17 protein-coding genes are annotated in these 15989 nt (G+C 64.9%); 6 read left to right on the top strand and 11 right to left on the bottom strand.

The features are described 5' to 3' along the window. Positions 1 to 36: 36 nt before the first annotated feature. Positions 37 to 918, bottom strand: a complete 882-nt coding sequence (locus tag ISP25_RS11740) for a thiol:disulfide interchange protein DsbA/DsbL (protein ID WP_404614067.1) — start codon at positions 916 to 918, stop codon at positions 37 to 39. A gap of 68 nt (positions 919 to 986) precedes the next feature. Further along, positions 987 to 1772: a c-type cytochrome gene (locus ISP25_RS11735; protein ID WP_404614065.1), complete on the bottom strand. Its 786-nt coding sequence runs from the start codon at positions 1770 to 1772 to the stop codon at positions 987 to 989. A 107-nt stretch (positions 1773 to 1879) separates the two neighbouring features. On the opposite strand from ISP25_RS11735, the gene yihA reads away from it, so the two are divergent. Continuing rightward, positions 1880 to 2512 carry a ribosome biogenesis GTP-binding protein YihA/YsxC gene (gene yihA / locus ISP25_RS11730; RefSeq protein WP_192156070.1) on the top strand — a complete coding sequence of 211 codons (633 nt, stop codon included), beginning with the start codon at positions 1880 to 1882 and terminating at the stop codon, positions 2510 to 2512. Positions 2513 to 2535: 23 nt separating this feature from the next. Here the strand turns inward: yihA and ISP25_RS11725 are convergent, their stop codons facing one another. Continuing rightward, positions 2536 to 3027: a GAF domain-containing protein gene (locus ISP25_RS11725; protein WP_404614063.1), complete on the bottom strand. Its 492-nt coding sequence runs from the start codon at positions 3025 to 3027 to the stop codon at positions 2536 to 2538. A 59-nt stretch (positions 3028 to 3086) separates the two neighbouring features. Between ISP25_RS11725 and ISP25_RS11720 the strand changes: the two genes are divergently transcribed. The 4 genes from ISP25_RS11720 to dcp all read left to right on the top strand — a co-directional run bounded on the left by ISP25_RS11720 (position 3087) and on the right by dcp (position 7168). Then, positions 3087 to 3758, top strand: coding sequence for a TMEM175 family protein (locus tag ISP25_RS11720; protein ID WP_192155560.1), 672 nt, complete (start codon positions 3087 to 3089; stop codon positions 3756 to 3758). Next, positions 3755 to 4432, top strand: a complete 678-nt coding sequence (gene bioD, locus ISP25_RS11715) for a dethiobiotin synthase (protein ID WP_192155558.1) — start codon at positions 3755 to 3757, stop codon at positions 4430 to 4432. Before ISP25_RS11720 ends, bioD begins: the two co-directional genes overlap by 4 nt. A 57-nt stretch (positions 4433 to 4489) precedes the next feature. Next, positions 4490 to 4840, top strand: coding sequence for a hypothetical protein (locus tag ISP25_RS11710; protein ID WP_404614060.1), 351 nt, complete (start codon positions 4490 to 4492; stop codon positions 4838 to 4840). Positions 4841 to 4948: 108 nt separating this feature from the next. Further along, on the top strand, positions 4949 to 7168 hold the full coding sequence (gene dcp, locus ISP25_RS11705) for a peptidyl-dipeptidase Dcp (protein WP_404614058.1): 2220 nt from the start codon (positions 4949 to 4951) through the stop codon (positions 7166 to 7168). 75 nt (positions 7169 to 7243) lie between these two features. Here the strand turns inward: dcp and ISP25_RS11700 are convergent, their stop codons facing one another. After that, positions 7244 to 8200, bottom strand: a complete 957-nt coding sequence (locus tag ISP25_RS11700) for an alpha/beta fold hydrolase (protein ID WP_225578196.1) — start codon at positions 8198 to 8200, stop codon at positions 7244 to 7246. 126 nt (positions 8201 to 8326) lie between these two features. Here ISP25_RS11700 and ISP25_RS11695 point away from each other — a divergent pair, with 126 nt between their 5' ends. Beyond that, positions 8327 to 9202, top strand: coding sequence for a LysR substrate-binding domain-containing protein (locus tag ISP25_RS11695; RefSeq protein ID WP_404614056.1), 876 nt, complete (start codon positions 8327 to 8329; stop codon positions 9200 to 9202). Between the two features lie 14 nt (positions 9203 to 9216). On the opposite strand, the gene ISP25_RS11690 is transcribed toward ISP25_RS11695, so the two are convergent. The 7 genes from ISP25_RS11690 to ISP25_RS11660 form a co-directional block, all read right to left on the bottom strand. Continuing rightward, positions 9217 to 10584 carry a glutamate--cysteine ligase gene (locus ISP25_RS11690; RefSeq protein ID WP_404614054.1) on the bottom strand — a complete coding sequence of 456 codons (1368 nt, stop codon included), beginning with the start codon at positions 10582 to 10584 and terminating at the stop codon, positions 9217 to 9219. Between the two features lie 500 nt (positions 10585 to 11084). Next, positions 11085 to 11993: an SPFH domain-containing protein gene (locus ISP25_RS11685; protein ID WP_404614052.1), complete on the bottom strand. Its 909-nt coding sequence runs from the start codon at positions 11991 to 11993 to the stop codon at positions 11085 to 11087. An 85-nt stretch (positions 11994 to 12078) separates the two neighbouring features. Continuing rightward, on the bottom strand, positions 12079 to 13242 hold the full coding sequence (locus tag ISP25_RS11680; protein WP_404616307.1) for a glutathionylspermidine synthase family protein: 1164 nt from the start codon (positions 13240 to 13242) through the stop codon (positions 12079 to 12081). 2 nt (positions 13243 to 13244) lie between these two features. Continuing rightward, positions 13245 to 13799 (bottom strand): DUF1190 domain-containing protein, encoded by a 555-nt coding sequence (locus ISP25_RS11675; protein ID WP_192155542.1) that lies wholly within the window; start codon positions 13797 to 13799, stop codon positions 13245 to 13247. A gap of 19 nt (positions 13800 to 13818) precedes the next feature. Continuing rightward, a complete protein-coding gene (locus ISP25_RS11670; RefSeq protein ID WP_404614050.1) occupies positions 13819 to 14472 on the bottom strand; it encodes a DUF2491 family protein in 654 nt (217 codons plus the stop codon). Positions 14473 to 14540: 68 nt separating this feature from the next. Then, positions 14541 to 15233, bottom strand: a complete 693-nt coding sequence (locus ISP25_RS11665) for a PspA/IM30 family protein (protein WP_192155538.1) — start codon at positions 15231 to 15233, stop codon at positions 14541 to 14543. Positions 15234 to 15240: 7 nt separating this feature from the next. Then, on the bottom strand, positions 15241 to 15861 hold the full coding sequence (locus ISP25_RS11660; RefSeq protein ID WP_192155536.1) for a YjfI family protein: 621 nt from the start codon (positions 15859 to 15861) through the stop codon (positions 15241 to 15243). Positions 15862 to 15989 lie beyond the last annotated feature (128 nt).

Here is a 15989-nt window from a genome sequence, read left to right as displayed (position 1 = left end):
TCGGTTGGATGGTGGAGACGGGGCCGCGATTCCGGATTACTTGCCGGCAGCTTCCTTGGCCACCAGCCACTGGACCAGGTCGATCGTCCGCTGCAAGCTGCCCACCTCGTGCGGCGAGACGCGGTACTTGCCGTCGACAACGATATTGGGCGTCTCGTTCACGCCATAAGCCCTCTGCATGTCGTCGGCCTGCTTCATCTTGGTGTTGATCGAGAAGGAGTTGGCCACCGCGACGAATTCCTTGGGATCGACGCCGAACTTGGCATAGAACTTCGCGATGTCCTCGATCGTCGGCCATGCAGCCTTGGGCTTGGGCTGGCCCGTGGACAGGTCGTAGGTGGCCGTTTCGCCGGTCTTCCAGGTGGCGTCGTAGAACGCGTCGTGAGCTTTGGCGCGCACGCCCAGCGCCTCGGCGGCGAAGTAGGCGCGCTGGTATACCACCCAGTTTTCGTCAGGGCGCATCGAGGAAGGCAGGTAGTGCACCACGGCATTCGCTGGCAGACTTTTCTCGATCTGGTCCATCGTGCCGTGGAAGGCGTTGCAGGCCGGGCAGGCGTAGGAGAACACCTCCACCACCTCGATCTTGTCGGTGGCGACGTACTTGGGCTGTACCGGATCGATGCGGTGGTAGTCCTTGCCCTCGACCCACTGGCCGTTGTCCACGAACGGTTGGGCCGGCGGCGCGGCGGGCGTGGCGGCAGCGGTGGCAGCGGCTGCCGGAGCGGCGGTGCTGGCGTTCGCTGCCGGGGCGGCACTGGTCGGAGCCGTGCTGGCCGGAGCCGGAGCGGTGGCGGGTGCCGCAGGCGTGTTCGCAGCGGTGCTGGTGGTGGCTGGCGCGGCGGTGCCGTTGTCGGTGGATTGGCCGCAGGCGGCCAGCGCCAGCAGGGCGGCGCACAGGAACGGCAGACGCTTCAACATGGGATTACCTCGGGGATGGGCGAAGCAGGAAGGGCACGCCGGCATGGGCCGGTGCGCCCGGGAGTCGGTCAGGGCGAGGCGGCCTGTTGCGGATCGACGGCGGCCGGGTGCAGGCCCTCGATATAGCTGGCCACGGCGGCGATGTCGTTCGCATCCAGTTTCTGGGCAATGCTGGGCATGATCTGCGAGTGCGCGTCCGTGCCCCAGGCATTGCCGTCGTGCCAGGCCTTGAGCTGGGCTTCGATGTATTGCGCGTGCTGGCTTTCCAGTTGCGGATACTCCGCGCCAGGATTGCCGCGGCCGTCGGCGCTGTGGCAGGCCATGCAGGCGGGAATGCCGCGCGTGACGTCGCCTTCGCGGAACAACTGCTGGCCATGCTCGACCAGCGCCTGGTCGGCCACACCGGGCAGGGCGGTCTTGCTGGCGAAGTAGGCGCCGACGTCGTGCATGTCCTGCTCGGACAGCGGCGTGGCCATGCCGAGCATGATCGGGTTCTGGCGCTTGCCGCTCTTGAAGTTCTCGAGCTGGCGGACGATGTACTGCTCGCTCTGGCCGGCCAGCTTGGGGTACTGCGGATCGGTGGAGTTTCCGTCCATGCCGTGGCAGGCGCCGCAGGCGGCGGCCTTGGCCTGGCCCGCAGTGGCATCGCCAGGCTTGGCCGCGGCTTCAGCGGCGGCGGGCGCAGCAGCAGCCGTGGTGGTCGGGGCGGCCGGTGTGGCGGCGGCAGGGTTGGCGGCCGTGGTGGCTTTGGCCGGCGCGGACTGCGCCGCCACCCCGCTCGCGCTCAAGGCGAAGATCAGGACTGCGGCGTAGCCCAGCGCAGCGGGTCGAAAACCTGCGAACCGAAAACCCATACACTTCCCCTCTCAGAAACTGTCGAAGGCTGCCATCGCCGGTCGGTATCGGCGCCACGGGCAGAAACCGTCGGATTATCCCCATGCCTTCGCGCTCCGGTCAAACCATGCCCAACCTCCTGCAAGGCGCGCAATTCGTGCTCGCCGCCCACCGCGTCAACCAGCTGCCTGCCGACCAGGGCGCTGAGGTGGCGTTTGCCGGGCGCTCCAACGCCGGCAAGTCCAGCGCGCTCAACACGCTCACCGGCCACAAGGGGCTGGCGCGCACCTCCAAGACGCCCGGCCGCACCCAGCAGATGGTGGCGTTCGCGTTGCCACCGCTGGCGCAGGGCGACGGGGAGGCGCCGCTGGTCGCGCGCCTGATCGACCTGCCCGGCTACGGCTACGCCAAGGTGCCGGAGGAACTGCGCGCGCACTGGAAGCAGGAGATCGATGCCTATCTGCATCGTCGGGAGAGCCTGCGCGGCGTGGTGCTGATCGCCGATATCCGTCATCCGCTCAAGGAATTCGACCGGATGATGCTGGACTTCTGCTTCGCCACCGGCCTGCCCTGCCATCTCTTGCTGACCAAGGCCGACAAGCTTTCGCGCAATCAGGCTGCGCAGGCGCTGGCGGCGATGCGCAAGAGCTTTCCCGACGGCCTGCACGCCACCGCGCAGGTGTTTTCCTCGCCCGCGAACACCGGCGTGGACGAGGCGCGTGCACGGGTGGTGGAGTTGTTGCGCACGCCGCGCGGCTGATACCGACGGCATGAGGCGCGGCGTTATGCCGCGGCGAGCTCCATGAACACCGCGCACAGAGCCTCCATGCCGGCGCGGTCGTCCTCGTCGAAGCGCGCCACGTGCGGACTGTCCACATCCCATACGCCGAGCAGGCTGCCGTCGGACTTCACCAGCGGTACCACGATCTCCGACTGCGAGGCGGCGTCGCAGGCGATGTGGCCGTCGAACGCGTTGACGTCGCGCACCACCTGCGTCTGCCGCGTCTGTGCGGCCGTACCGCACACGCCACGGCCCAATGCGATGCGGATGCAGGCAGGCTTGCCCTGGAACGGGCCGACCACCAGTTCGTTGCCGTCGTACAGGTAGAAGCCGGCCCAGTTGAGGTCGGGCAGGCTGTGGAACAGCAGCGCAGAGAAATTCGCTGCGTTCGCGATCAGGTCGCGCTCACCGGCCATCAGGCCGCGCGCCTGCTGCACGAGGTCGGCGTAATGCTCCCGCTTGTCCGCATGGGCCTGTGCTTTCACTTCGAACATGGCATGGATCCGCTGGCAAAGTCCGTATTATGCGCGTGTCGTTACGGACAGGACTGCGCATGAGCTTGGTTGAACATCGCGAAGGCATCGAGGCAGGGCGGCTGGACATGTTCGTGGACGGCGCGTTCGCGTTCACGTTGACCTTGCTGGCAATCGGTGGCGAAACCATCCCGAACACGGCGGAGAAGTTGCTGCATATCCTGGCCGGTGTACCGGCGGCGGCGTTGTGCTTCGCGCAGATCGCCTGGATGTGGCACGGCCATGTGCAGTGGCGCCACCTGTGCACGCGAGCCACGCGAACCGGCCTGTTGTTGTCGCTGCTGCTGGTTTTCTTCGCGCTGATCTTCGTCTATCCGTTGCACATGGTGTACGGCTCGGCGTGCTATGGCTTCAGCGGCGGCGTGCTCTCCAGCGATGTCGCGGTGCAGCTGTCCAGCGAGGCACGGACGATGTTCGTCTGCTACGGCCTTGCCTATACCTCCATGGCCGGCACCTTGACTCTGCTCTTCCGGCACGCCGCACGCCTGTGGCCTGCAGGCAGCGAGGAGCGCCGACGGGCCGGCATCAGAATGGTGTCGTGGGCCGTTCCGACTGCGATCGGGGTGCTCTCGGCGCTCACTGCACTGTTGGTTCCCGAAGGGTTGCTGTCGCTGGCGGGCTTCGAATATGTCCTGCTTGGCCTGATCGGTCCGGTGACCACGTGGTACAAGCGCCGGCATCCTGCCGGATGAGCGCGGCACTGTTCGTCGCCGGCACCGATACCGGCATCGGCAAGACACATGCCTCGTGCGCCGTGCTGCATGCGCTGCGCGCTTCGGGCCTGCGCGCCACCGGCATGAAGCCGGTGGCCAGCGGTTGCGTCGAGACGCCACAGGGTTTGCAGAACGAGGACGCACTGGCGTTGCGCGCGGCCAGCAGCACGCCGCTGCCGGCGTATGCGCAGAGCAACCCGGTGGCGCTGCGCGATGCCTTGTCACCGCATCTGGCTGCGGCGCACGCAGGCACGACGATCGCGTTGCCGCCCTTGCGCGCCGCATTCGATGCGTTGTGCGCTGGACACGACGCCGTCGTAGTGGAAGGGGTGGGCGGTTGGCGCGTTCCGCTGGCGCCTGGCCTGTTCGCTTCCGACATTCCGAAGCAGTGGGATTTGCCGGTGATTCTGGTGGTGGGCATGCGCCTGGGTTGCCTCAATCACGCGCTGCTCAGCGCGGAGGCGATTCGTGCCGATGGCTGCCGCCTCGTCGGCTGGATCGCCAATCGCGTTGATCCTGCGATGGAGGCGGTGGAGGAAAACCTTGCCACCCTGCGTGAACTGCTGCCCGCGCCCTGCCTCGGCGTGTTGCCGCATGGCGTGGCGCCGGCGCGGGCAGCAACCGGGCTCGACCTGGCCGGACTGGCTGATTGATTCACATCCGGCATGCCGGGCCGTGCGCATGCTGGTGAACACCTGCAGGGAGAAACCATGACCAACCGCAACCATTACTACCTTTCCATCGCCGATCTCGCCCGGGCACGGGGCAGCGATCCCGCGCTGAGTTGGAGCGGTGCCGGCCCCGGCGATTTCGCCGCGGCCCTGCAGGAGGCGCTGCGCAGCCGCACGCTGTTCGAGCACTGGTGCGCAAAACAGCCGGATCCGGATGCGGTCGATCCCTCGCTGGGCGCCACGGATGGTCAGGCGCAAGTGCAGGCGCGCGTGGCGGATCTGCACGTCGAGGTGGACGTGCTTACCGTTTTGCCGATGAGCCTGCTGCGCCAGCGCCTGAACTGGCTGATCGGCGCGGCATGGCAGCTGCGTGATGTGCGCCCTGGCTGACACGGCGTTTCGCTGCGCTGCGGCTGGCAAAAACAGCGGTGTTGTCGTTACATTCGGCGGCTAACGACTCTTTTGCCTGCGCCTCGCGCGCACCGACCTGGAAACCGTATGCTCCGCCTACGCACCCTCGCCATCGCCACCAGCATCGCCCTTGCCGCCTGTTCGCAGGGTCCGAACGAAGCCAGCCAGCCGACGCCGGCCTCTACCGCACCGGCCAAGTCCGCGAGCACCGCAGCCGTGACCGATACGAACGCCACCAATCCGTTCTTCGCCGCCAGCACGCTGCCGTTCCAGGCGCCGGAGTTCGACAAGATCAAGGACGGCGACTACCAGCCGGCGATCGAGAAAGGCATGGCCGATCAGCTCGCCGAATGGCGGAAGATCGCGGACAACCCCGATGCCCCCACCTTCGACAACACCTATGTGGCGCTGGAAAAGAGCGGCGCGCTGCTGACCCGCGTGGAGATGACGTTCAATGGCGTCACCTCGGCCAATACCGACGACGCGCTGCAGAAGGTGCAGGAGGAGGAGGCGCCCAAGCTCGCCGCGCACCAGGATGAGCTGTACCTCGACAGCAAGCTGTTCGACCGCGTGCAGAAGGTGTACGACCAGCGCGACACGCTCAAGCTCGATCCCGAATCCTTGCGCCTGGTCGAAGTGACCTACCGCCAGTTCGTGCACAACGGCGCCAAGCTGTCCGATGCCGACAAGGCCAAGCTGAAGGCGCTCAACCAGCAGGAATCCACGCTGGAGGCGCAGTTCAACAACAAGCTGCTCGCCGCCGCGAAGGACGGCGCGCTGGTGGTGGACGACAAGGCCAAGCTGGCCGGGCTGCCGGACGAGGACATCGCCGCCGCCGCGCAGGCTGCCAAGGATCGCGGGCTGGCCGGCAAGTGGGTGATCGTGCTGCAGAACACCACGCAGCAGCCGGCGCTGCAGTACCTGACGGACCGCGACACCCGCAAGGCGCTGTTCGAGGCTTCGTGGAACCGCGCCGAGAAGGGCAACGCCGACGATACCCGCGACATCATCGAGCAGCTCGCGCAGCTGCGTGCGCAGGAGGCCAAGCTGCTGGGCTCTCCGAACTACGCCGCGTGGACGCTGCAGGACCAGATGGCGAAGACGCCGGAAGCCGCGATGGGCTTCATGGAGAAACTGGCGCCGGCCGCCGTGGCCCGCGCCAGGCAGGAGGCCGCCGATATCCAGGCGCAGATCGACAAGGACCAGGCTGCCCTGCACCAGCCCACCTTCAAGCTGGAGCCGTGGGACTGGCAGTACTACGCCGAGCAGGTGCGCAAGGCCAAGTACGACCTCGACGAGTCGCAGATCAAGCCGTATTTCGAGCTGGACAACGTGCTGCAGAACGGCGTGTTCTACGCCGCCAACCAGCTCTACGGCCTCACCTTCAAGGAGCGCCACGACATCCCGGTATACAACCCGGACGTGCGCGTGTTCGAAGTGTTCGACAAGGACGGCAAGTCGCTGGCGCTGTGGTACTGCGACTACTTCAAGCGCGACAACAAGAACGGCGGCGCCTGGATGGACAACTTCGTCGGCCAGTCCAAGCTGCTCGGCACCAAGCCGGTGATCTACAACGTCGCCAACTTCACCAAGCCTGCGGCTGGCCAGCCCGCGCTGCTGTCATGGGACGACGTGATCACCATGTTCCATGAGTTCGGCCACGGCCTGCACGGCATGTTCGCCGACGAGCAGTACCCCAGCCTGTCCGGCACCGCCACCGCGCGCGACTTCGTGGAGTTCCCGTCGCAGTTCAACGAGCACTGGGCCAGCAATCCCAAGGTGTTCGCGAACTTCGCCAAGAACTACCAGACCGGTGCGCCGATGCCGCAGCCGCTGGTGGACAAGATGCAGAAGGCCGGCAAGTTCAACAGCGGCTATGCCATGACCGAACTGGTGGCCGCCGCCATGCTCGACATGAACTGGCACATGCTCGGCGCCGATGCGCCCAAGCAGGACGCGGACAAGTTCGAGGCCGAATCGCTGAAGAAGGACGGCGTGGACCTCAGCTACGTGCCGCCGCGCTACCGCTCCAGCTACTTCCTGCACATCTGGAGCAACGGCTACTCCGCCGGCTACTACGCCTACCTGTGGACGCAGATGCTGGCCGACGATGCCTTCCAGGGCTTCAGCGAACACGGCGGCCTTACCGCCGAAAACGGCCAGCGCTTCCGCGACATGATCCTCTCGCGCGGCAACACCGTGGAATTGTCCAAGCTCTACAAGGACTGGCGCGGCCAGGATCCCAGCATCGAGCCGATGCTGGAAAACCGCGGCCTGAAGGACGCGCCGAAAGGCGGCACGAAATAAGTGGCAAGGGCCGGCGCAAGCCGGCCCTTTCGTTTCCCGTCATGGAAGGCACGCTCGGACGATGGCGTCCGCTTCTCAGCCGCCGGTGGCCGGTGCTTTCGTAGGGACAATGTGGTGGCGCTGGAGGAAATCGCCCAGCAGGGCGGCGATCCGATCCGGGATCTGCAGCGTTGCGAAGTGGTCGGCATCGAGGATGTGTACCTCCGCGCTCGGTACGTCGCGACGATAGGCATAGGCGCCGGGCGTGGTGAAGTAACTGTCGCGTTTGCCCCACAGCACCAGCAGCGGCGCCTTGATCCGTCGCAGCTGCGCCTGCCAGGCCGGATAGCGGGCCACGTTGCTGCCGTAGTCGAACCACAGGTCGTTGCGTGCCTCGATGACGCCCGGGCGTTGTTCCGCCGACGCCGCCAGCCACATCACGTCCGGGCCGACTTGTTCCTCGTCGTTCCAGCCGGCTTGCGGATAGCCGAGCGAACGCGCGTAGGCGGCGCGGCGGCTGTCCAGTCCGGCATTGCGCTGCACCCAATGGCTGCGCAGCTCGCCGTGCGGATCCTGTGCCGCAGGGAAGCCGTCCAGATGGATGACCCCGTTCTGCACCACGATCGCGGTGATGGCCGTGGGATTGGCGCAGATCAGGCGGAAGCCCACCGGCACGCCATAGTCCTGCATGTACAGCGCATAGCGAGCGATGCCGCGTGCCTTCAGGAAGTCGCGCACGGTTTCGGCCAGATGGTCGAAAGTGTAGGCGTAGGTGCCGGGACTCGGCGCGTCGGAATAGCCGAACGACGGATAGTCCAGCGAGATCACGTGCAGAGACTGCACGGCGGCCAGATCCTCCATCACCTTTTCGTACTGGATCGAGGACAGCGGATTGCCCGGCAGGAACACCACGGTCGGCGCCTCTGGCGGCCCGCCCTCCCGGTAAAAGATGTGAACGCCGTCCACGCTCTGCCAGCCGTGCCTCAGCGTCGCGGCGTGCGCCGGCGCAGCGGCTGCAGCGGCGGCGAGCATGATGGTCAGCAGGATTCGCATCATTGTTTTCATCGATCTACCCGGTGACGACGTCGAGGATCCGCAGCAGCGGCCGCGAAAGCTTGGTGGAGCGGTCGAGGGCGGTGAAGTGATAATTCCTCACCCTGCGATGAATGTCGTTCAACGATGAAATACCTGCTCCCGCCGATGCACACCCTGCGCACGTTCGAGGCGCTGGGGCGGCTGTTGCATTTCGCACATGCCGCCGACGAGCTGCATCTGACCACCAGCGCGGTCAGCCACCAGATCCGGGCGCTGGAATCCTTCTATGGCACGAAGCTCTTTCATCGCGGTCGCCGCGGCGTGAGCCTCACGGCTGCAGGGGAGGCATTGCTGGCTGTGGTGAAGGACGTGCTGCGGCAGTTGTCGACGGCGGGCGAAGCGATCCGCACGCGGCCTGGACAACGGTTGAGAGTCACCGCGCCGCCGTCGCTCGCCAGCCGCTGGCTGGTGCCGCGGCTGGGCGATTTTCTGCGTGGATACCCGATGGCCGACTTCCAGTTGCGTAGCACGCTGGAACTGGTCGAACTCGGCACCGAGGAGGTCGATCTCGGCATCCGCTACGGGGGTGGGCGCTGGCCCGGCATGAGTAGCGAGCAGCTGTTCGGCGAGGAAATATTCCCCGTTGCCACGAGCGCCTACGCCCGGCAGAAGAAGCTGCGAGATGCAAGCGACCTGTCGCGCGGCCTGTTGTTGCAGGATGATTTCCAGTCCTGGGCGGACTGGTTCGCGCAGACCGAGGTTGCCATGGCGGAGTGCCGATACGGCCCGGTCTTCAACGATTCCGCCCTGCTGCTGCAGGCCGCCGAGGCCGGGCAGGGCGTGGCACTGGCGCGCAGTCGGCTGGTCGTTGACGCCATGGCCGCCGGTTCGCTGCTGCGCATTGGTGGGCTCAGCATCGTCTCACGCGAGAGCTACTACCTGGTGTCGCCAGCGGACCGGCCCGATTCGGAATTGGCCGCGGCGTTCCGGAAGTGGCTGCACCAGCTTGCGGATGCCTGACCGCGGCCCGTGGCTCAGTAGGCGAACTCGCGGAACACCGGGTCCACGCTGCCGCCCCATGCACCACGGAACAGCTCCAGCTTGCGCTCGGCGGGCGTCTGGCCGGCTTCGACGATTTCGAGCAGCGGTTCGAGATAGATGCGTTCGTCGGCATTGTTGCGGTTGAGCCTGGCGCGGCGCGCCAGGCCGTGGGCGGCGATCTTCAGCGTCTCGCGCGCAAGGTCGCGCACGGTGCCGTGGCGGAAGGAGAGTTTCAGCGCTTCCTTCGGCACGCCGTTGCGCAGCGCGTGGCGCTCGGCCATGGAGAAATCCTTGACCAGGTCCCAGGCCGCCTCCAGCGCCTCGTCGTCGTAGAGCAGGCCCACCCACAGCGCGGGCAGTGCGCACAGGCGGTTCCACGGACCACCGTCGGCGCCGCGCATTTCCAGGTACTGCTTGAGTCGCACTTCGGGGAAGGCGGTGGTGAGGTGGTCGGCCCAGTCCTTCATGGTGGCTTTTACGCCCGGCGCTGCAGAGAGCTCGCCGGCCATGAAGCACTTGAAGTCCTGCCCGGCGAGGTCGATGTAGCGGCCGTCCTGGTAGCTGAAGTACATCGGCACGCCGAGGGCGTAGTCGACGTAACGCTCGTAGCCGAAGCCGTCCTCGAACACGAAGTCCAGCATGCCGGTGCGGTCGGCATCGGTGTCTTCCCACACGTGCGAGCGGAAGGACTGGTAGCCGTTTGGACGACCGTCGGTAAACGGAGAGTCGGCGAACAATGCAGTGGCGATCGGCTGCAGGGCGAGGCTGGCACGGAACTTCTTCACCATGTCCGCTTCGCTGGAAAAATCCAGGTTAACCTGCACGGTGCAGGTGCGCGTCATCATGTCCAGGCCGAGCTTGCCCACCTTGGGCATGTACTCGCGCATGATCTTGTAGCGGCCCTTGGGCATCCACGGCATTTCGTCGCGCCGCCACTTCGGCTGGAAGCCCATGCCGAGGAAACCGACGCCCATCGGATCGGCGATGGAACGGACCTCCTCCAGATGCTGGTTCACTTCGCAACAGGTCTGGTGGATGGTTTCCAGCGGTGCGCCGGAGAGTTCCAGCTGGCCGGCGGGTTCCAGCGTGATGTTGGCCTTGTCGCGGACCAGCGCCACGGGGAACTCGCCCTCGCGGGCAATTTCCCAGCCGTAGCGTGCGGCGATGCCTTCCAGCAGCGCACGGATGCCGCGCTCGCCTTCGTAGGTGGGTGGCCGCAGGTCGTCGGTGCGGAAGCCGAACTTCTCGTGCTCGGTGCCGATACGCCACGCCTCGCGCGGCTTTTCGCCGGCGGCGAGGTAATCGATCAGTTGCTGGCGCCCTTCGATGGGCGTGCTCTTGACGGCGCTGGGGATGGACACTGGCGCGACCTCGCGGGGGGAGCACCGACTATGGAGGCGCCGTGCGGCCACGAAAAGGGGTTGACGGAAAATTTTTGTACGAGGCGGTACAGGAGGGGGCCGCGAGGCACGTCAGGGTTGTGTGCGGGAAACCATAGTTTGGCCGTTTTGGCCAAACTATGATTTTTGGAAAGCATAGATTGGCCTTAAGGCACCTGCGGGCGTCCGGCAGGACAGCCGGCTGACGACCGACGCGGATCCAAGTCTTCAAAGATGTTTCTGCCGCAGGCTGAGGCCGGCTCATCCGAGTATCAGAATGTGTGCGACGATGAATCGCGATCACCAAACCGAGCAACGTTGCACATGCGGGCAGATTGATCAGGATCATCTCGCCGGTGGAGCTGATTACTAGTCCGACGTCCCCCCGCTTTCAGTAGCGGGGGACGTCGGTGGGATTCGAATCATTACCCGCATGCCGGGCCGACAGCACCCGGCGCGCTACGTTCTCGGGCACTTGAGGATCAGTTTTCCTTGGGCGCCGATTTGCCGAGGTCGATCAGCGGGATGCCTCCGCTGGTGACGGACGGCAGAACGCCATTCCAGTGTTGGAGGCCGTAGAACTTCGTGTATTCCGGATTTGCACGTAACGCAGCACCGATCGTTTCGGCGGCCTTCGCCTGGGCGTTCGCCTCGATCACTTGAGAGTCGGCGCGGCCCTGAGCGGCTTCGACGGCCGCCTTCGCATGAGCCGCGGCAAGCACCGTGGCTTGCTCACCTTCGTACTTTGCGCGCGCGACCGTGTTCTCGGCTTGCACCGCATCGGCCTTGGCCTTCACGGCCTGCTCGATCGACGCTTCGAAGACGGGTGAGTAGTGAATCCCCGTGAGCTGGACGTCGATCACGTCGACGCCGAAGAGGCTGCCGAGCCCTTGGCTGATCGCGTTCCGCATCTGGGCCGTGATCTGGGCGCGCTGATCGCTGATCGACAGGGTGTTGTATTTGGCGAAGGCCTCCAAAGCGCGATCGCGAACGACAGGCAGCAGTGTGGAATCGATATCCACGGCACCGGCCCGGCCGATCTTGTAGAGCAGATTGAACACAGACCGCCCGGGGATCTGATAGATGACGCTGATGTCGATCGTGACCTTCTGGTTGTCGTTCGTGTAGACGTCGAGCCCAGCCAGCGTGTAGATCGAGCGGCTGGTCTGAAGGCGGTCCACGGTTTCTATCAGCGGCACCTTGAAATGCACGCCAGGCCCCAAGGGTTCGGCGGTGACGACCTTGCCGCCCATCCAGCGGATTCCCGCCATCTCGCTGGGCTGCACGACGAAGAACGAGCCCGATAGCACGACGATTGCCACGATCGCGATCGCCGCAAGCTTGATGAGCCCGGAATGGCTTTCTGATTTGACAGTCAAGTCCTTCAACATACGATTCCACCCTTTGTTTGGTGTTGCGGATTCAGACACTCGATGCAATGCCCGAAGCGGACTTCGAGCGGTGAAGCTCGAGCGGTCAGTTCAGAATCACGTGAGGTACGAACCGCGAGGTATCGCGCGTGATGAGTCCTGCGTCTTCGCGCACCCCCATGCCGGCCGGCGCGTCGCCGACGACCCAGCTTCCGATGAGCGGATATCCGCCCGGGAACTTCGTCAACGGGTGAAAGGCCTGTCGGATGAAGGGTGCGCCGACATACGGGCCGTCCGACTCCAGGGTGTCGCCCTCGGATGTTCGGATGCGGATGTTCGCGCCCTCGCGTGAAAAGAGCGGCTTGCGCACCCATCCGTCCGGAAGCGGCGTTGGATTCTCCGCCTCGAAATAGGCTGGAAGCAGGCTGGGGTGACCCTCGTAGCGCTCCCACAGCAAGGGCAGGATGCCTTTGTTGCTGAGCACCGATTTCCACGGCGGCTCGATGAGTTGCAGGCCGGACGTCGGCAATGCGGAGCCGTACCGATCGGCGAACAGGTCTTCGAGCGGGTACAGCTTGAACAAGGTGCCGATGACGATGTCGTCGAGATCGGTGAACGTACCCGTGGTGGACAGGCCAATGTCCTCGATGGCGATGGTGCCGGCGGCAAGTCCCGCTTGCTGGGCGCAGTCACGCAGGTAGTCGACTGTTCCCTGATCCTCAACGCTCCCGCGCACCGCACTGAAGTAGAACGGTCGTGGCAGCCCCTTCGCCAGCTCGGCGAACGCCAACACCAGTTTGTCCTGGATGCTGTTGTATTGATCGGCACCCTTCGGCAGCGCGTTACGCTCGATCTGCTGTTCCAGCCAGATCCACTGGAAGAAGGCCGCTTCATACAGGGACGTCGGCGTGTCGTAGTTCAGTTCGTAGAGCTTGGCTGGACCGCTGCCGTCGTAAGCGAGATCCATGCGTCCATAGAGATGCGGCTGGCCCCGGTGCCAGCTGTCCGCGATCCAGTCCCAATGGGACGATGGAATCGCGAGCTTCGTGAGAAGCGCTTCGCTGCGCAGTACATCGCCGACCAGGGACATCGCCATCTGGTGGATTTCGCCGGTCGGGTCTTCGATGTCCCGTTCGATTTCCTGCAGGGAGAAGGCGTAATACGCCGACTCGTTCCAGTACATCTCTCCACTGATCGTGTGGAAGCGAAAGCCGTAGGCCTCCGCCGTCCGTTGCCAATCCGTACGTGGGGTGATTGCGATGCGACGCATGGTCAGCTGCCCCAGCCACCCGCCGCGGCGTGCGCCGAACCAAAGCCGCCACGGCTGTCCGTGATCGCGCGGGAACCGGATCCGCTGCTGCCGTCGCTGCTGGCTGCCGAGCTCCATCCGCTTGAGCTCGAACGGTAACTGCCACCGTAGACACCGTTGCTGGGCGGTGAGTAATAGCCGCCGCTGGCAGAACGGTAGATCGGCCCCACCGGTACATACGACGTGTTGTTGGAGTTGTCGAACAGGCGGGCGATCATGAAGCCGCCGAGCATCGGCATCCAGAAGGAGCCATGATCGCCGCCGGACTGCTGGCACATGTCTGCGCCGAACTGGGCAATGCATTGCTCCAATGTGCCGAAGTGCGGGCTGTCCTTTTCGGCGTTGGCGACTGCCTGGTCGTGCGCTGTCTGGCATGTGTCGCGCGGCACGCCGGCGGTGACGCAGCCGTCGACCGTGGTAAAGCTTTGCTGTGTCGGTGCCGGCGGATCGTCGCAAGCGGTGAGCAGCAACGGGGCCAGCCCCATCAGCACCAGCGAAGCGGTAGTGGATCGTTTCACGGTTTTCTCCTTCCTTGGCTCAGGTCATCGACAGGTCGGCGTCGCTGACGTCGGTGCCCAGCGAATAGACGACGTCGAAGTTGTTCGGGCCGTAGTCCTCTGCGGTGACGAACAGGTATTCGAAACGACCGGGCAGGCCCTCGACCTCGCGCTCGTACAGCATCGAGTAATGCGTCATGGTGAAATCGTCCGGCCCACCAGCGGGATGGGTGACCGATTCGTCGTAGACGATCGGGGGCGCCCATGCATTGGCTGCACCGTCTCCCCAGACGCGGCTGTAGGTGCGGCCGTTGAATGTCAACGCAGGCTTGCCGAGATCGGACGCAGGCTCAACCCACTGGCGGAAGGCGTCGACGGTCGGTGGATTGATGGTGTCGGCGAACACGAACAGCTTGATCTCGTCGACCTGGCCCGCCGTCGCCTTGACCTGATACCAGGCGTCGTCCTCGACGTACCAGCGGTACAGAAAAGTGCCCCCGCCCAGATCGACCGTGCCCAATGCTTCGATGGGTTGATCGCCCGCGGGTGGCTCGAAGCCGAACGCGCCGGCGTTGGCCTTGAAGAGCAGGGCATCGACGACGACGGCGCCCCCGAGCCGGAAGCCGCCCAAGCCGCGCGATGCGCCGGCCGCAGTCGAGGCTTCGGCCTTCTTGCCGAACAAATTTCCGAACATGGTGTGTCCTTTCGCCCCTGTGAGTAGGGCCGGCAGCGTGCGATTCGCGCCGCCGGCGTGATGCCGTCTCAGCCGGCCGGCTTGGTGAAGCGTGCGAGTACGTCTGCCGCGGCCGTATCGGCAGGCGCGACCCCCGCGGCCTGCAGACGTTTCTGGAGGTCGCCGTCGCCACTGCTCTCTTCCAGCTGCTTCGCGGCATCCAATTGGGCGTCCTTCAGGCGCTGCTGCTCCTGGATGCGGTCCAGCGAATCCATGGCGGTGCGCAGCTTGGCGTTCGATCCCGACGTGCGCGACGCGATTGCTTCCTGGGCGCGTTGCACGGAAGCGGTGGCCTTCACGGTGTCGATCTGGCGCGTGAGGTGCTCGACGGTCGATTCGGCCTGGCGGATCGAACCGCGCAGCCGCTCGATGTTGTCGTCCATGCCCTTGATCGTCGCGCTGTCCGAGGTGATTTCGTTTTCGAGCGCAGCGACCTTGCCGGCGACCTCAAGCGCCAGCGCCTGCTGGTCACCCTTGTCCACGAGCTTCTGGATGGTGGCATTGAAGTCCGCGACCTTCGCTTTCTTGGCGTCCAGTTTGTCGCTGGCGATCTTCCGCTCGGCCATGAGCTTGGTCAGGTCGACCTTCGACTGGTCGAGGGCGGTATTCGAATCACGGATCTCCTGTTCCAATATCGTGATCGCGTTGCGGTCGACGATGGCCTGGCCGGCTTCGGTGGCGGTGCCGCGCACCAGCGTAATGAGTTTCTCGATGATGGCCATGGTTGCCTCAGTGCAGATGGGAGTGGAGTTCGTGGGCTGCCTGCGTGGCGCAGTGGCCGAGGGTATGGATCTCCTCGATCACGTTGGCCAACGGCGACAGCGCCGAAAGCTGGCCGAACACGATGTAGGCATCGTTGCCGTGCACGGTGCTCAGGCCGATGTTCGATAGCGGGTAGATCGGATTCAGGCGCAGGCACGCGTCGTTGAAGGTGCCGCGATCCTTCACGCTCGACGCCAGGCAGAGCACGGTCGATACGTGCACCTCGGTACCGGAAGCCAGCATCTGCATAGGCAGATCGCCATGATCGTGGGCTTCGATATGGATCACCGCTTCAGGAGCATGCTCCAAGCTGATCCGTGCGCGGCCTTCTTTGACGTAATCGGAGGCCTGCAAGGCCTCGAACAAGGAACGGGTTGTCCACTGATGTGCCATTGCTTGGTTGTCCATGAGGTAGACGTAGGAAGGAAGGGTGGGTAAACGCAGGGTCTGCTCAATGCGCGAGAGGGCTTCCTTGTGCTCCTCCCGGATGAAGACTTGATAGGGAGACAGCCCCATGTCCCGCATGCGTTCCCGGAAGCGTCGCTGGGCGATCGCCCCGGGCGATGGGCTGCTTTTCTTTCGTGGCATCGTACGGCTCCAGCTTCATTACAAGTAATCATTACATGTAATGGTGTTGATACACTATCTCATTGGCGTGATTGCTATCAGGAGGCGGCAAACCACCTGCCTCGTATCGTGAGGGGTGCTCCCGCAGA

The organism is Rhodanobacter hydrolyticus (genome assembly GCF_044904645.1).
The sequence above is the reverse complement of the archived record's forward strand: the minus strand, read 5'-3'. Positions and strand labels throughout refer to the sequence as shown.

Coding starts and splice junctions, on each gene's coding strand:
- ISP25_RS11740 (WP_404614067.1), bottom strand. CDS start 918: ATGTTGAAGCGTCTGCCGTTCCTGTGCGCCGCCCTGCTGGCGCTGGCC.
- ISP25_RS11735 (WP_404614065.1), bottom strand. CDS start 1,772: ATGGGTTTTCGGTTCGCAGGTTTTCGACCCGCTGCGCTGGGCTACGCC.
- yihA (WP_192156070.1), top strand. CDS start 1,880: ATGCCCAACCTCCTGCAAGGCGCGCAATTCGTGCTCGCCGCCCACCGC.
- ISP25_RS11725 (WP_404614063.1), bottom strand. CDS start 3,027: ATGTTCGAAGTGAAAGCACAGGCCCATGCGGACAAGCGGGAGCATTAC.
- ISP25_RS11720 (WP_192155560.1), top strand. CDS start 3,087: ATGAGCTTGGTTGAACATCGCGAAGGCATCGAGGCAGGGCGGCTGGAC.
- bioD (WP_192155558.1), top strand. CDS start 3,755: ATGAGCGCGGCACTGTTCGTCGCCGGCACCGATACCGGCATCGGCAAG.
- ISP25_RS11710 (WP_404614060.1), top strand. CDS start 4,490: ATGACCAACCGCAACCATTACTACCTTTCCATCGCCGATCTCGCCCGG.
- dcp (WP_404614058.1), top strand. CDS start 4,949: ATGCTCCGCCTACGCACCCTCGCCATCGCCACCAGCATCGCCCTTGCC.
- ISP25_RS11700 (WP_225578196.1), bottom strand. CDS start 8,200: ATGCGAATCCTGCTGACCATCATGCTCGCCGCCGCTGCAGCCGCTGCG.
- ISP25_RS11695 (WP_404614056.1), top strand. CDS start 8,327: ATGAAATACCTGCTCCCGCCGATGCACACCCTGCGCACGTTCGAGGCG.
- ISP25_RS11685 (WP_404614052.1), bottom strand. CDS start 11,993: ATGTTGAAGGACTTGACTGTCAAATCAGAAAGCCATTCCGGGCTCATC.
- ISP25_RS11680 (WP_404616307.1), bottom strand. CDS start 13,242: ATGCGTCGCATCGCAATCACCCCACGTACGGATTGGCAACGGACGGCG.
- ISP25_RS11670 (WP_404614050.1), bottom strand. CDS start 14,472: ATGTTCGGAAATTTGTTCGGCAAGAAGGCCGAAGCCTCGACTGCGGCC.
- ISP25_RS11665 (WP_192155538.1), bottom strand. CDS start 15,233: ATGGCCATCATCGAGAAACTCATTACGCTGGTGCGCGGCACCGCCACC.
- ISP25_RS11660 (WP_192155536.1), bottom strand. CDS start 15,861: ATGCCACGAAAGAAAAGCAGCCCATCGCCCGGGGCGATCGCCCAGCGA.